At 64.3% G+C, this 15,131-nt stretch carries 12 protein-coding genes; 6 read left to right on the top strand and 6 right to left on the bottom strand.

Annotation, left to right across the window (positions count from 1 at the left end):
- The first annotated feature begins 151 nt into the window (after window positions 1-151).
- The 6 genes from K349_RS0101240 (at window position 152) to ppnP (ending at window position 5,497) form a co-directional block, all read left to right on the top strand.
- Window positions 152-1,063 carry a DMT family transporter gene (locus tag K349_RS0101240; RefSeq protein WP_026368089.1) on the top strand — a complete coding sequence of 304 codons (912 nt, stop codon included), beginning with the start codon at window positions 152-154 and terminating at the stop codon, window positions 1,061-1,063.
- A gap of 290 nt (window positions 1,064-1,353) precedes the next feature.
- On the top strand, window positions 1,354-1,845 hold the full coding sequence (locus tag K349_RS0101235; protein ID WP_169731283.1) for an L-2-amino-thiazoline-4-carboxylic acid hydrolase: 492 nt from the start codon (window positions 1,354-1,356) through the stop codon (window positions 1,843-1,845).
- Entirely contained in the window at window positions 1,842-2,333 is a 492-nt protein-coding gene (locus K349_RS0101230) for a TRAP transporter small permease subunit (RefSeq protein WP_157367236.1), read from the top strand. The genes K349_RS0101235 and K349_RS0101230 overlap by 4 nt, the downstream gene beginning before the upstream one ends.
- A gap of 13 nt (window positions 2,334-2,346) precedes the next feature.
- Entirely contained in the window at window positions 2,347-3,663 is a 1,317-nt protein-coding gene (locus tag K349_RS0101225; RefSeq protein WP_026368086.1) for a TRAP transporter large permease, read from the top strand.
- Window positions 3,664-3,834: 171 nt separating this feature from the next.
- A complete protein-coding gene (gene dctP, locus K349_RS0101220) occupies window positions 3,835-4,881 on the top strand; it encodes a TRAP transporter substrate-binding protein DctP (protein WP_026368085.1) in 1,047 nt (348 codons plus the stop codon).
- 295 nt (window positions 4,882-5,176) lie between these two features.
- Entirely contained in the window at window positions 5,177-5,497 is a 321-nt protein-coding gene (gene ppnP, locus K349_RS0101215) for a pyrimidine/purine nucleoside phosphorylase (RefSeq protein ID WP_211240305.1), read from the top strand.
- 424 nt (window positions 5,498-5,921) lie between these two features.
- On the opposite strand, the gene K349_RS17620 is transcribed toward ppnP, so the two are convergent.
- The 6 genes from K349_RS17620 to K349_RS0101185 all read right to left on the bottom strand — a co-directional run bounded on the left by K349_RS17620 (window position 5,922) and on the right by K349_RS0101185 (window position 14,917).
- Complete coding sequence (locus K349_RS17620; RefSeq protein ID WP_026368083.1) at window positions 5,922-8,735, bottom strand: serine/threonine-protein kinase; 2,814 nt, start codon at window positions 8,733-8,735, stop codon at window positions 5,922-5,924.
- 75 nt (window positions 8,736-8,810) lie between these two features.
- Window positions 8,811-10,535, bottom strand: a complete 1,725-nt coding sequence (locus K349_RS0101205) for a VWA domain-containing protein (protein WP_034264155.1) — start codon at window positions 10,533-10,535, stop codon at window positions 8,811-8,813.
- Window positions 10,526-11,116: an FHA domain-containing protein gene (locus K349_RS15975; RefSeq protein ID WP_034264152.1), complete on the bottom strand. Its 591-nt coding sequence runs from the start codon at window positions 11,114-11,116 to the stop codon at window positions 10,526-10,528. The genes K349_RS0101205 and K349_RS15975 overlap by 10 nt, the downstream gene beginning before the upstream one ends.
- On the bottom strand, window positions 11,107-12,006 hold the full coding sequence (locus K349_RS15970; RefSeq protein ID WP_026368081.1) for a PP2C family protein-serine/threonine phosphatase: 900 nt from the start codon (window positions 12,004-12,006) through the stop codon (window positions 11,107-11,109). The genes K349_RS15975 and K349_RS15970 overlap by 10 nt, the downstream gene beginning before the upstream one ends.
- Complete coding sequence (locus tag K349_RS15965) at window positions 12,003-12,968, bottom strand: PP2C family protein-serine/threonine phosphatase (protein ID WP_026368080.1); 966 nt, start codon at window positions 12,966-12,968, stop codon at window positions 12,003-12,005. The genes K349_RS15970 and K349_RS15965 overlap by 4 nt, the downstream gene beginning before the upstream one ends.
- On the bottom strand, window positions 12,965-14,917 hold the full coding sequence (locus K349_RS0101185; RefSeq protein ID WP_026368079.1) for an FHA domain-containing protein: 1,953 nt from the start codon (window positions 14,915-14,917) through the stop codon (window positions 12,965-12,967). Before K349_RS0101185 ends, K349_RS15965 begins: the two co-directional genes overlap by 4 nt.
- Window positions 14,918-15,131: the final 214 nt, after the last annotated feature.

The raw sequence follows: 15,131 nt of genomic DNA, 5'->3' as shown, positions 1-15,131 counted from the left end.
TTGTTCTCCCAATGAGAATACTGTATAATTTCTGCTATTCCTCTCTGTCGAGAGGCCGGTGAAAGAGAATCCGACCAGTTGACGCTGTGCCTGGAGAAAAGATTCCGGGCTTGAGGGTACTGTTGACGGGAGAGAAGGAGCTGGAAACCGAATGAAAAGTACAACCCGGACGCTGCTCGCCGATGTGGGGCTCGCCTCGGTGGCACTTTTTTGGGGCATCGGTTTCGTCGTGATGAAGGATGCCCTCGTGTTTTTTCCTCCCTTTTTCCTTCTCGCGGTGCGGTTTTTTCTCGCGGGAGGCCTGTTGGCTCTGATTTTTGCGAAGTCCCTGCGGGGCACGACCCTGAAGGATCTCAAAATCGCCGCGGGTGTGGGGCTGTTGCTTTTTCTCGGCTTCGCCACCCAAACCGTGGGGCTCCAGTACACCACGGCGGGAAAACAGGCCTTTCTCACCGCCAGTTATGTGGTGCTCGTTCCCTTCGCCGCTTGGGCACTGCGACGAAGAATTCCGGAATGGAACGCCTTTGCCGCCTCCTTTCTCTGTCTCGTGGGAACGGCCCTGCTCACTCTGCAGGAGAGCTTTTCCATCTCCCTCGGCGACGGGCTCACTCTTGCCTGCGCCGTGTTCTATTCCCTGCACATCGTCTCCCTGGAGGCCTTCGCGCCCCGCATGGACGCGTATCGCCTGGCCACGTTGCAACTTCTCTTCGTCTCCTGTTACGCCGCACTCTGCGTTCCTTTCTTCGAAACGATTCCGGACCTCACGCAGCTCGGAGGAGGGGCGTGGTGGAGCATGGCCTATCTCGTGCTCTTCTGCACCACCGGAGCCTTTCTCATCCAGACGGTCGCGCAGAAATTCACGCCCTCCACGCACGCGTCCATTTTCCTGAGCCTCGAATCGGTGTTCGGGGCCGCCGCGGGAATCCTGCTCATGGGAGATGTCTTCACCTCCCCCATGGTGATGGGGTGTGTCCTCATTCTGGCGGCGGTTTTCCTTACGGAGATGCGGCCGGAACTCCTTCTCGCCCGCTTTCGCAAGGCGTTTTCCGAAGGGCGTCCCTGAGAGAGGAACGTTTCTTTCTCCGAGGCCGAAAGACGGAAGGGGAGGGTTTCGCCTTTCTCCCGTTTCTTTGAAAGCGATCCGGAAAAAAGCACGGTCGTTTTCCCCGAGAAATCGATGCAGAAGAACCGATGCACGAAAAGAAAACACAGCAAGGTCTCGGACTTTCGGACGCTTGTTGCGTTGCAATGTGGCTGTTTCAAGGGAGGGTGTTTCGTCGAAAGGGTTCATGCAGTTCGTTGCTGTGTCATGTCGGAAGCGAGGTGGAATGGAGAGTGGCCGAGGATATGAGTATGAGAGAGAATTCCGAAGTGTTGCGAAAAAGCGTGGACGATATGGCCCGGGCACTGGCGCACTTCCACGGAATTTTTGTGCAGGAAAGTGTGGCCGTTTTGGGCGAGAGCGAGGGGAAAAAGCTGGTGGAGCGTGTCGTCGCCCGTTTCGGCGAGGAGCGGGGAAGGCGCATTCGCGAGGAGGTGCTGCGGCACGTCAGGGAACTCACGCACGAGACCCTGGCCGAACACTACGACCTTCCGCTGCATTTCGCCTGGAAGGCGATAAAGCGGGAGAACGGAAGCGACATCACCTACTGCCCGATGTGCGAGGAATGGAAGGAAAAAGGCATGGTGGAGGAAGGCGAACTCTATTGTGCCATCGATTTCGCCATCGCCAGGGGTTTCTCCGAAAACCTGACCTTCTCCCGTTCCGCGACGCTGATGCAGGGCGATTCCTGCTGTTGTCACCGGTACGGGGAAACTCCGTCGTCTGCGGGGTGCGGCTCATGAACATGGATCGGTTTGGTAAGCTTGTCTCACTTTTGCTGTTGCCGCTCATTTTGGAGATCGTCTACAGCTCCCTGAAGGGGTATTTCCTCAACGAGACCCCCATCTGGAGTTTCGAGATCTCCCTCTTCCTCTACGGGACCTTTTTCATGCTGGGCGCCGCCTACTGCCACAAGGAGAAAAAGCACGTCGCCGTGGACGTGATCAATCATTATCTGCCTCCACGATGGCGCCGCATTCAGGGGATCTTCGCCGAGGGCGTGGTGCTCTTCGTGGTGCTGGTGCTCCTCTGGGTGAGCATTCCCGCCGCCTACCGCTCCACTCTCATGCGGGAGCGCTCCACCCACCAGACCCCCTTCAACCCAGAGGTGTGGTGGTACCGCTGGATCATTCCCCTGTCCTGCGCCCTCCTGTCCTGGCAGTCCTTCAAGGACATGCTCGCCCTCATCTTCCCGAAGCTCGGGAAAGTCGCGGGCGCGAAGCCCGAGTGAGGAGGGGACGACCATGGCCCGTGAATTCTATCCGCTTCTGATGTTCGCATCGCTCTTCCTTCTCCTCGCCTTCGGCGTGCCCATCGCCTTTTCCCTCGCGGCGGTGGCCATCGTCTTCGCCTATTTCCTCTGGGGTGCGGGAGCCCTCAATCTGGTGGTCTCCGCGGCGTGGGGCTCCATGAACAACTTCGTGATCATCGCCGTGCCGCTCTTCATCTACATGGCCTATATCCTCCAGAAGACCAACGTGGTGGAGGACCTGTACAAAGCCTTCTACAAGTGGTCCGGCGGTCTTCGGGGAGGGCTCGCCGTCGCCACCGTGCTGGTGGGGGCCATCCTCGGCGCCGTTTCCGGCGTCGTCGCCGCGGGGGTTATCGGCCTCGGACTGATCGGCCTTCCCCAGATGCTCAAGCACGGCTACAACCGCAACATGTCCCTGGGGTGCGTCATGAGCGCGGGAACCCTGGGGCAGCTCATTCCTCCCAGCACGAACATGGTGCTCTACGGATGCGTCACCGGTGTCTCCATCGGGGGACTCTTCGCGGGGGGACTTTCCGCGGGAGTGCTCCTCGCCGTTCTCTACATCGGGTATGTGCTCATCCGGGGGCTCCTCGATCCCTCCTTCGCCCCCGCGCTGCCGCCGGACGAGCGGGCCACGACGAGGGAGAAGCTGGCCGCCCTGCGGAACGTGCTTCTGCCGGGACTGCTCATCGTCATCGTCCTCGGCTCCATCCTGATGGGAATGGCCACGCCCACCGAGGCCGCCGCCTTCGGCGCCTTCGGGGCCATGATCATCGCCTTCTTCAAGAAGCGGCTCACCTGGGAGATCGTCTACTCCTCCTGTTTCGAGACCATCTCCGTGTCCGCCATGGTGGGATGGATGATGATCGGCGCCTCCGCCTTCGGCTCGGTCTTCTCCGGCCTTGGAGGAAACACCCTCGTGGCGAACCTCGCCATGTCCATGCCGGGAGGGCCGAACATGGTCTTCGTCGTGGCTGCGATCTTCATCTTCTTCCTCGGCATGTTCCTGGAGCCCGGGGCCATCATCTTTCTTGCGGTGCCCATCCTGGCGCCCATCCTCTCCAGGCTCGGCTTCGATCCCCTCTGGGTGGGGCTCGCCTTCAACGTACTGCTTCAGTGCGCCTACATGTCGCCCCCCTTCGGCTTCAGCCTCTTCTATCTCCAGGGAGTCGCCCCCGAGGGCGTTTCCATCGTGGACATCTACCGGGCGAGCGTGCCCTTTCTGGCGCTTCAGATTCTCTGCATCATCCTGATCTTTCTCTTTCCGTCCATCGTCCTCTGGCTCCCCAGGCTCGTCTTTGGGCTTTGAGCTTTGTGCCTTGCGGAAGGAAAACGCGGACGCATCTTCGGACAGAAAGGGGTGAACGCCGAGAGAGGGAGAGTCCGTTTCGTCACCATCCACGTTCGACGCGCTTGGAAAAGAAGGAGACCTTCTGTAGTATGCGGAGGCGTTTCGCGAGAGAGGAGGCTTTTGGACAACATGAGAAAAATGTTTGCCCTTGCTCTGGTGTTTCTGTTCATCCTCGTCGGAGCCCAGGCGGCTCTGGCGGCGAAGGTGACCTGGAGACTCGTCACCCATGCCATGCCCGGAACGGAACAGCAGAAACTCGCCGAGGACTTCTGCGAGACCGTGAAGACCCTTTCCGGCGGTGAGTTCGTCATCGAGCCCTATGCGGCGGGCGTGCTCTTCCCCGTGTTCGAGTCCTTCGACGCCGTCGCCAACGGCATCGTCGATGCCGCCATGGTCTACAGCGCCTACTGGACGGGAAAGGACCCCGCGTTCATCCTCACCACCCGACCGGGCTGCCCCATCAGCACCTTCGCCGAAGGGGTCTATCTTGACGAGAAACTCTTCCCCTTCTTCGAAAAGATCTACGCGAAGTACGGCATCAAGTATCTGGGGCACATCATGGAGAGCGTCATGCCCGAGCAGCTTATGTCCGTGGTTCCCCTCAAGTCCATCGAGGACATCAAGGGAAAGAAGATCCGCTCCTCCGGCTTCGGCGCAAAGTTCTACAAAGAACTCGGTGCCTCCACGGTGTCCCTCTCCGCTCCGGAAATTTACACGGCCTTTCAGACCAAGAACATCCACGCCGCGGAGTGGACCTACTGGGATGAGAACATGCGCATGGGCTTCCAGGAAGTCGCCACCTTCGTCCTCGACCCCGCCTACCATACCGGCGTGAACGAGAACTTCCCCCTCGTGGTGAACCCCGCCAAGTGGGATGCCCTTCCCCAGAACTTCAAGGACATTCTCCTCGTCGCCCGCGACAAGGCCCGCTTCCAGGCCAGCCTGATTTACGTGGCGGAGATCAAGGCCCGGGAGAAGTGGAAATCCAATCCGAACATCGAAGTCGCAAGCTGGAGTGCTGAAGACGCGAAGAAGGCCCGCGAAGTGGGCACGAAGCTCCTTCTCGCCGAGTGCGAGGCCATCCCCGAGGGCAAGGAATACCTTGAGGTCTACCGGAACGTCCTCTGGGAACTCGGCTACAAGGACGAGGCGAAGAACCTCGGCTACGCCGAGTAGCGAACAGTGAAACCCCCTCTCTTTCGCGGTGTCGCGGAAAGAGGAGGATAACCCACGGAACAGCCGGAGGGAGGAGGACGGAGCTTTGGGCTTCCGTTCTTCTTCCTCCGGCTGTTTTTTCTGAGGCCGAAAAGACATCGGTTCTCTGGCATCAGAGCATTGTAGAGTGTATACTTGGAGGCGCCCCGGGACCGCACTCTCGGGAAGAACGACGCTCGTCACCGATTCCGCAAGACAGGAAACGCAAGTTCTCTCGTTCCGCCACATTCATTTCTTCCGGAGGAGGCTTTTCCCCATGATCGAGAAGTTTGAAGGAGTAACGGTCCTGACCAAGGCAAACGTCTATTTCGACGGCAAGGTGCAGAGCCGCACCGTTCTCTTTGCCGACGGAAGCAAGAAGACCCTGGGCGTCATTCTGCCCGGGGAGTACGAGTTCGGCACGGCGGACCGGGAACTGATGGAGATGACCGCCGGAGTCGCCTCGGTGGTGCTGCCCGGCCGGGAGGACTGGCAGTCCTACGGTCCGGGTCAGTTCTTCGGCATTCCCGCGAACAGCAAGTTCAAGTACCGCTGCGACGAACCCACGGAATACGTCTGCACCTACTTCAAGGACTGATCCCGCTCCACCTTGTCCACACGGAAAACACGACGCGGCGCCGGAAGGAATCCTCTTCCGGCGCCGCGTCGTTGTTTGCCTGGATCCGCCTTCGCCATGCGGTCGGAAGATTGTGTTCGGTGTGTTGCGGGCGAACACGGCGCTCGGTATCACAAGACTTGACGTACACAACTCGCACATGAGATCACCGCCGCGGTGAGATCGCCGAGAGATGTGCTTTTGCTTCTTCTTTTTCTGTGCGGAGTCGTGCTCTGCTGCGTCAGGATCCCCGGGGTATCTGGTTCGTGTCCTTTTTTCCTGAGCTGTCTTGTCTTTCATGGCTCATCTTTGGTGGGCGTTGTGCTTGCTTATCAGAGTGTCCAGCAAAGGTGGGTAAGATCTCTCCGATTGAGATGCTCCAAGTGGTGGTGGCCCTTCTGAGCTTCTACTGCGACGGGCGGCGTCCTTCGAGGAGGCGGCGGAGTTCGCCCGAGTAGGTGGAGGAGCGTTCCTCCAGCAGGTCGAGGATGCGCGAGGCGGAGGAGATGTCGCCGATCTGGATGTAGGCCTTGGCGAGGTTGAAGTGCTCCAGCTCGGCGGCCTCGTCGCCGGAGACGTTGGAGAGGATGCGGTTGTAGACTTCGATGGCGCCGTCGTACTGTCCCCAGCTGAAGTAGGCCTGGCCGAGTCTGCGCCAGGCCGTTTCGTTGTTCGGGTCCAGGATGAGGGCGCGGCGGAGGGCATCCACGGCGAGGCGGTACTGCTCGCGCCGGAGGGAGGCTTCCGCAAGGCCGAGCCAGGCGGGAACGGAGGTCGCGTCGCGGTCCGTGGCGGCGAAGAAGGCTCCCGCGGCCTCGTTGGTGCGTCCCAGAGCGAGAAGGGCTTTGCCCTGGCCGACGAGGGCTTTCGCCGCGAGGCGTTCGTCCTTTCGGGCCGCGTCGAGATAGGCGGCGAGGGCGTCCCGCGGGGAGTCTGCCCCGAGGCGGACATCGCCGAGGGCGAGGAGAATCTCTCCGTCGTCGGGAGCGGCGGCGGCGGCGCGGAGGAGCGTCTCCTCCGCCTCGGAGGAGCGTCCCGTCCGAGCGAGGGCGATGCCGAGATGTTTGCGCAAAGACACGTCGTCGGGGCGGAGCGAGGCGGCCCGCTCCAGAGCGGAGAGGGCCTGGTCGGGCCTGTTCGCATCGAGAAGGAGGAGTCCCAGGGCTTTCCACGCGTCGGCGGAGGCGCCGTCGGCGGCCACGGCGTTTCGCAGGTGCGTTTCCGCCGCGGCGATGTCGCCGAGGCGCCGGGACGCTTCCGCGGCGGAAACGAGCAGGGCCGGGTCGTGCGGCGTCTTTGCGAGGCCCGCGTTGAGAATCTCTGTTGCCTCCCGGGGGCGGTCCAATTCCAGCAGGGCTGTGCCGAGAAACAGGGCTTCGGCGGGGTCGCTTCCGGCCCGTGCCGCTGCTTCGGCGAAGGCGTCGGCGGCGCCGGAAAGGTCGTTCAGGCTGCGGCGCGCCTCTCCGAGGGCTTTCCAGAGGTCGTGTCGCTCCGGCGCGAGGGTCGTTGCACGGCCAAAGGCGCGCTCCGCCTCGGCGGGGCGATTGCGGGAGGCCGCGAGATCTCCCAGGGCGATCCAGCCCTCGACGAGGTTGGGATCAACGGCGACAGCGCGCTCGTAGGCTCCGGCGGCCTCGTCGTCCTGGTGCAGGCGTCGGGCGAGATCGCCCACCCGAAGCCAGGAGGGGCCGTCCTGGGGAGGGAGCGAGGCGGCGCGGGCATAGGCGCTGCGCGCCTCGGCAAGGCGGTCCAGAGCTACGCGGGCATCACCGAGGAGCTGCCAGGCCTGGCGGGAGAGGGGGTCTCGAAGCACTGCCCGGGACAGGGCTTCCTCCGCCTCGGCAGGGCGCTGCAGTTCGAGGAGGCAGTGTCCCATGAGGAGATGGAGCGTTCCCCAGGGAGCCCCTCCCTCCCGGTCCTGGGCTTTTTGGAGAAGCGCCAGTGCCTGGGCGTACTTTCCGGAGGCGGTGAGACGCTCGCCCCGGCGGAAGAGCTGTTCCGGCTGATTCGCCCAGTGGTACCAGCCTCCGAAGCCCAAAAGGAGCAGAAAGAGCGCCGCTCCAGCGCCGATGGCGAGACGACGTTTGCGCAGTCGGAGCGCCTGTCGTTTCGTTGGTGCGCCCTGAGCGGCGAGGAGGGCCTTTTGGAATGCCTCGATGTTCTGGAAACGGTCCTCCGCTCTCACGGCCAGGGCCTTTATGAGGGCGAGTTCCGCCTTTTCGGGGAGTTCCGCCCCGAGTGCCGAGGGGGCGCGCAGGTCGTCCCCGGAGAGGCGTTCCAGCGCCTCCTGGGGAACTTTTCCCGTGAGAGCGCGGTAGAAGGTCGCCGCCGCGCCGTACACGTCCGTCCAGGGTCCCTGATGTCCCCGGGTGCGGTACTGTTCCTCCGGCGCGTAGCCGGGCTTCACCACCACGGAGAGGCTGTGCCCCTCCCCGGCGAGGGAGCGGGCGGCGCCGAAATCGAGAAGTTTCACCTGCCCCGAGGCGGTGATGTAGATGTTCTCGGGGCTCACGTCCCGATGGAGCAATCCGGCGCGGTGCACCTCCCGGAGGGAGTCCAGCACGGGCATGAGAATCTTGAGGGTCGCGTCGAAGGAGATGGAGCCGCCCCGCTGCTCCAGGTACTGTTTGAAGGTGATTCCCTCGAAGAAGCTCGTCACCATGTAGGCCGTTCCGTTGGCCTCGAAGAAATCCCGCACGGAGACGATACCCGGGTGGTTCTCGAAGCGTGCGAGGATCTGAGCCTCGTCGAGAAAGCGGCGCAGCCCCTCGTTGTAGATCTCCCTCGGGTCGCCTCCGGAGCCGCGTTCCTCCCGGAAGACCTCCACCGAGAGGGTCTGTCCGGCGTTGCGGGTCACGAGGTTGGCGGGGAAATACTCCTTGAGGCAGCAGCGCACGTCCAGGGAGAGGTCGAGGGCGAGGTAGGTGATGCTGAAACCGCCGTGTCCGAGGACCTTTCCCACGAGATATTTGTCGAGGAGGATCGTCCCCGGGGGCAGGTGCAGCGGGCTGGTGCGTCGGATTTCGCCGCCCTCGCCGCAGGCGGGGCAGGGGCCGGATGCGGAGGTGCGCTCCTGGAGGCAGAAGGGGCACAGCTCCTCGGCGCGTTCCCGGGCGGGGCGCACGCTGATCTGGCGAGAGACCGGTTCGTCCCGGTGCCCCCGGGCGGCGGAGGTGCGGGTCACCGCCGGTGCGCCCTCTCGATGTCTGCCTCCGTTCACGGAATCGCCTCCTCAGACAGTGCTCCGCGAAGGTGCGAACCTCGCGGAGGTGGAACCCGACGAAAGGAAAAGGGGTCAGCTCTTCCGGTCTTCTCTGGACGCGGATGCGGGAAGGTGCACCCGAAGCTCCGTGCTGCCCAGAAGCAGTCTGTCCTGGTCCGAAAGTGGGCAGGGGCCCACGATGGCCACGCCGTTCACGTAGGTGCCGTTGGTGGAGCCCAGGTCACGGACGAAAAGGCGCCCTTTTTCCAGAAAGAACTCGCAGTGCGTTCCCGAGATGCCCATGTCTCCTTTGAGGACCATGCCGTTTCCCTTGGAGGAGCGCCCCAGGGAAAGGCGGTCCGTCACCACCGCGTCGTAGTGGCGCGATACGTCGGCTCCCTTGAGGACGGTGAGGCGCAGGAAGAATCCCTCTCCGGCGACGATGCGCGGTGCGGCGCCCGTCCTTTCCGCCGCGGGTTCTTCCGGCGCGGGGGGTGTTTCTTTCTCCCGCGGGGTGCGTTTGCCGTTTCGGAAGAGCGCCATCAGCACCAGCAGGGCCACGCCGGCCCCAAGGGCGAGAAGGGGAAGGTTCCGGCCCGGCGAGGGTGTGGGCGTTTCCGCGGCCTGGGGTGAAGGGGAGGTTGTCTTCGGTGCTCCCGTTACGGCGGTGGTGCTTTCCGGCGCGGTGACCGCGGCGGCCTCCAGGTCAGGGGACGCTCCGGCGGCGAGGAGGCCCGGAAGGGGAAGGACCCGAAGGTCCGTGCCGTCCGTGAAGGTGCGGCTCCCCACTCGGAGCGTCACCTGCAGGCGGTGCGTCTTTCCGTCGGGGACGATCGCCCCCGCGTCGGCGGCGAGGAGATAGACGCTGTTGATCCGCTCCCGGAGCGTCTCGAAGGCGCCCTGAAACGCATCGGGCTTCTCCACGGTGGTGAGGGCTCCGCCGGAGGTGCGGGCGAACTCTCCCAGAACGGCGAGCCCGTCCCTCTTCGCGTTCGTGAGGGGTGGCAGGGCGAAGCCCACGGCGTAGACGGGGATGGGATGTTCCCGCAGAGAGGCGAGCACCTCGTCCCGGGACGTGCCGCCCGGCGCGTCCTCGATGCCGTCGGAGACGACCACGACCACGCGCCGCGGCGGAAGCGCCTCATCGCCGCGGGCGGCGAGGCGAAGCCCCTCGGCGATGCCCGCGTGAAGTTCCGTGCGGTTGTCCGTGAGGGCCAGTTCCTTGATGGCGGCGGCAAGGGCCGCTTTGTCGGCGGTGAAGTCCTGCACCAGGCGAACCCGTTCGCCGAAGAGCATCACCGCTCCCCGGTCGGCCTCGCCGAGGGAGTCCGCCCAGGCGGCGAGCGCGTCCCGGATGCGGGAGAACTCGTTCTGCTTGAGGGACTTGGAGACGTCCACGAGAAAGACCACCGCCGTTCCCTCCTCGGCGGCGAGCGGGGTGAAGCGGGGATTGTCGAGCACCGTCGCGCCGAGGGTGCAGGCCGCGCTGTCCGGGGAGACGCCCTTGACGGGGCGCTCGTTTTCGTCGAGGAGTTCCACGTAGGCGAGCACCCGCAGGACTTCCTGCGGCGTCGTGGGCGGGGCGATGCGGCTTCCCACGAGGCGGAACCGGGTCGGCTCCGTCGGTGCGTCCTGTGCGGAAGCACCGGGACTCCAGGTCAAAAGAGCAAGCAGCACGCCCGGTACGAAGAGCAGAAGGAGGAGCGGGAGCGGCAGGGTTCTTCCGGCGATGGGGGGCGGCGTTCCCCGGCGGAACGTTCCGGAAGCATCGGTTCTTTCGGAGGCGGACTTCTGGGGGCGTCTCGATGTCATTCCCATGAGAAGCGCTCCCCGCAGAGCGGCACGAAGAGAAGCCGCGTCCGCCCCACCTCGATCACGTCGTAGGGCTCGAGTTTTTCCGAGAGGATGACTTCCTCGCCGTTCCGGTAGGTCAGTCCCCGCCCCTCTCCGGCCTGGACGCGGAAGATGTTCTTCCGGGGATCGAAGACGATGAAGGCGTGGTTTGTCCGGGAGATGGTCTCGTCCCCGCGGATGCAGATGTCCATCTGGTCGCTCCGGCCGATGGTGTTTCGTTCGCTCCGGATGCGGTAGTCCCGCCCCTTCTCCGGTCCCTCCACGCAGACGAGCCACCCCGTGACGGGGTCCATTCCGGTTCGGGAGCGCAGGTACGCCACGGTCTCGCCTTCTCTGCCGCCGCCCAGCGCAAACCCCTCGGGGCCTCCGGAAGGTCTGGAGAGGCGCACGGTTTTTCCCTCGTCGTCCTCGGGTGCGTCACCGTTGGTCTCGAGGGGGGTGAAACGGGAGATTTCCTCCTCCAGTTCCTTGACGCCGCAATAGGGGCAGGAGCTGTGCTTCTGTTCGTCGTAGTAGTGTCCCTTTTCGCAACGGATCAATCCCACGGGTCTTCCCTCCTGTCGTCCGTGTCGTTCGCGGCGGTGTCGGCACCGACCAGCACCGCCACGGCGGAATAGTCGTCGAGCAGTTTTCCCTTCTGTCCGTTCCGCTCCGTTTCCCGGAGCAAATGTCCGTAGAGGCGCAGTTCCATCCGGAAAATCCACGCGGCGGGATCCTCCGTGGCGAGGAGGTCCGCCAGCATCTCCACCTCGGCAAGCCACTCCCAGAAGCCGTCCGTGCAGAGAAGGAAGGCGTCTCCGCGCTTCACCTCTCCGCAGAAGATCTCCGGGGAGAGGTTTTCCACATTCGGATCTCCCAGCGCGGCGGTGAGCACGTTTCGCTCGGGATGCCGCCGTGCGTTCCGGAGAGGCACACGTCCGCTCTCCACAAGGGCCTGCACCAGAGAGTGGTCGCGGGTGCGGATTTCGAGGGCTCCTCCGCGGAAGAGGTGCACCCGGGTGTCGCCCAGGGAGCACCAGCCCATGACACCGTTTGCGCCGATCCAGAGGAGGGCCAGGGTGGTCAGAAGCGGCGGAAGTCCCTCCTGCCGGGTTCGGTGCAGCAGTGCCTCGTGAGCTTCCTGAAGGCACCGCTCCAGCGTATGCCCTATCCACAGGGAGCCGTGGCCGGGCGAACCGGGGCATTCCGCGTCATCCCGATCTGCCGCGTCCGGAGCCTCCTCGCGGCGCCGCCAGGCGGCGAGGGCGGTCTCCACGGCAAGGCGGGAGGCGATCTCTCCCCCCGCGTGGCCTCCCAGGCCGTCCGCGAGTGCCGCGAGAAGCCCTCGGGAGGAATACAACTCCCCCGAAGCATCCTCATTATGCCCCGGACGTCTGCCTTTGGAGAGGGTAAAACGGCGCAGCCAATCCTCTTCGGGGAAAGCGGAAAACGTCACGGCTTTTCTCCCGGTTCGAGGGCGAGGACGCCCCGTGCCCGTTCCGTCAGAGAAGCGAAGCCGCGCTCCAGTTCGGCCCATAGGGAGGAGAGCCCTCCGTTTCCGGATGTCCTGGGCGCTTCGGGACGTTCCACGCCGAGAACCACCACGGTGATGTTGTCCTGGCCGGGAGCGTCCTTGCGCAGCGTCGCCTCCACGAGGCGCTCCGCCTGCGCCTGGGGATGGCGCCGCTCCCCGTCGCAAAGAATCGCCGCCGTCTCTTCCGGAGGAAGAAATTTGTAGAGCCCGTCGCTGCAGAGGAGGAGCCGGTCTCCCGCTTCAAGGCGAAGAGGGTTCCGGTTGCGGTCCACTTTGGGAAGGGGTTCCAGGCCGAGAAAGCTCGTCAGTGCCTCGCGCTCGGGGTGAAAGAGCGCCTCCTCGGGGGAGATGCGGCCGAGGAGGACCGAGCGGTCCAGTTCCGTCGCGTAGACGTGATCCTCGGTGAGCCGGAGCAGTTCTCCCTTGCGGGCCAGGTAGAGCCGGCTGTCGCCTGCGGAGATCCACCAGAGGCGGTTGCCGAGGACTGCCGCGGCGACGAGGGTCGTTCCGGAGTCGCCCGCCACGCCGTTCCGGCAGGCCATCTCCAGAACGGCGCGGTTTGCCCTGCGCAGGGAACGGAGGAGGGCCTCCTCCACGGGTTCCTCCGGGCGTTTCACCGCATAGGCTTCGAGCATGGTGTCCGCGGCGAGGAGACTTGCGTCGCCGCCGCACTTCATGCCCCCCATTCCGTCGGCGACCACTGCGAGAAGACCCGCGTGGGCCAGAAAGACCGTGTGTTCCGGGTCCGAGATGGTGAAGGCGTCCTGCTGTTCCCGGCGTTTGCCCTGGTCCTGGGCGTTGCCCGGAAGAATCACCGGAGCCGTTTCCACTTCCGGGGCGGGGGGGCACATGTTTGGGCCGCGCATGTCCGGGCGGATCGTCATGGGAGCGCACGCTCCGAGGTGTTGCGGCGCTCTCCGGAGGGGTCTCCGGAGGTTGCTCCGGGAAAGAGCGTCACCGTCGTGTTTCCCAGCAGAAGGCGCGCGCCGTCGGTGACGGGGATGGCGCGGTCACCCGGAACGGGTGTGCCGTCGAGAAGTGTTCCGTTTGTGGAGCCGAGGTCCCGCACGGCGAGGATTCCTCCTGCAAGGCTGAGTTCGCAGTGACGATGCGACACCGTCTCGTCTCCGGAGAGGCGCACGTCGCACTCGGAACCCCGGCCCAGCACGATCCGCTCGGTGATGTCCGCGGCGTAGGCGCCGAGAACCTTGCCGGACCGGGAGATCTCCATACGGAGCCGCATGCTTCGGTGTTCCTTGCGCGAGGTTCCTGACCCGGTCTCCGTTCCCTTCCTCCGCTGTTCCCGGGGGAGCAGGAGGAGCGTCGTGATCGCGATGAGCGCGATGCCGCCGAGAAGAATGGCGAGCAGAGGCGTCAGCCTCGGCGAGGCGGGTTTTGCCTCGGATGTTTCCCCGGAGGTTCCGGATCCGGTGGCAGCCGTCCCGGGCGTCGGTTCCGGCGCGGCACCGCCCGTCTTTGTGGAGGAGGGACTTGGCGTTCGGGTCTTTTCCGACGCGGGGGGCGCCTCTTCCTTCGTCGCTCCGGGAGCGTGGGCCGTCGGAGCCGCTCCGGTTTCCGGAGAACGTTGTGCTTCCGGAGCGGCGGCGCCGACGCCGACGGCAGTGTCCGAAGGGGCTCCGCCCCGGAGGGTGTCCTCGGGAGTCGCGGCAGTTTCCTGGGCCTTCTCCGCCGGAGCGGTTCCTGCCGGGGATGTCTCGGGCGTGTGCGTCGTTTCTTTCGCGCTTTCCGGCGTTTCTGAGGGCGGAGTGAGACCGGAGGCGCTGTTTGCAGAGAGGGTCTGTTCCGCCGAGGAGTCTCCGGAGGCGGAGGCGGGGCGCACTTCCGAAGGAAGGAGGCGCAGCGGGGCCGTGTAGGTGAGGGTGGCATCCTCGGTTTTCAGGGAGAGAAAGAGACGCTTCAGTGATCCGTCGGGGGAGATGGCTCCCGCGTCGAGATCCACCACGAGGGTGTCGTCGATGGCGCTCCGCATGGCGGTGAAGATGGTCTCGACGGGTGTTCCGTCGGGCTGGAAATAGGCCCCACCGGAGGATGTCGCCAGCTCTCCCAGAAGACGCAGGTGCTCCCGTTTCTCCTCGTCCAGAGGAGGGGCGAAATAGCCGAGGGCGAAGATGGGAGGAGCGCCTTCCTCCATGCGGCGCAACACCTCCGCCCGGGTGATGCCCCCAAGCATCTCGTTCTTGCCGTCGGAGAGGACTACGATGACCTTTCGGGACGGAAGTCCCGGGTCGAGGCGTTTGCCCATGTCCAGCGCCCGGGCGAGGCCGCCGTGGAGTTCGGTGAGCATGTCCGTGGGGCGGAGCGTCCTCACCGCCGCCCGAAGGGCCTCGGAGTTTCCGTCGAAGTCCCGGAGAAGGTGGACGCGTTCGCCGAAGGTGATTATCATGGCCCGATCCTTCGGGCCCATGGCGTCCACCCAGGCGGAAAGAGCGATGCGCATGTCCGCCAGTTGGGCTTCCCGAAGGGACTTGGAGACGTCCACGAGAAAGATGTAGGCGACGCCGTCTTCCTCTCTGGAGAAGGGGCGCACCGAACGGACCGGAAGAACCGCGTCGCCCAGGCGCGCCTGGAGTGTTTCCGGGGAAATTTTCCCGGACGTTGCGCTTTCCCGGGGGAGTGTGAGGAAAATTCGAATTCGGGGATATTCCGAGACGACCTGGCTTGCCCGAAAGAAGCGGAGATCGTCGGCAGCGGTGGGCCGGGCGTCGGCACAAAACGATGCCGTAAGGAAAACACACAGGAGAAGCGCCCACAGAGTGAGGTGGAGTGGTTCCTTTCTTTTGAGCCATTCGAACCAGAGGAGTCCCTGTCTCATGGAGTGCCTTCCTCCTTCGTGGCGTGCACGGCTTTCCGGAACGGCGTTTCCCTCAGCGAGGAGACGGGTCCGAAATACGCTGTTTCGATTATACCCAAAAACGCCTCGTCTGGTCATTTCCCTGCCCCTCGCGTAGAATGGAACGCGTCGGAAATTGTTGACCCGGAGGCATGTTCGGTGACACGGCGCGAAAAAACAAAGGAAGCCCTGAATA

The organism is Aminiphilus circumscriptus DSM 16581 (genome assembly GCF_000526375.1).
GTDB classification, from domain to species: domain Bacteria; phylum Synergistota; class Synergistia; order Synergistales; family Aminiphilaceae; genus Aminiphilus; species Aminiphilus circumscriptus.
The sequence above is the reverse complement of the archived record's forward strand: the minus strand, read 5'-3'. Positions and strand labels throughout refer to the sequence as shown.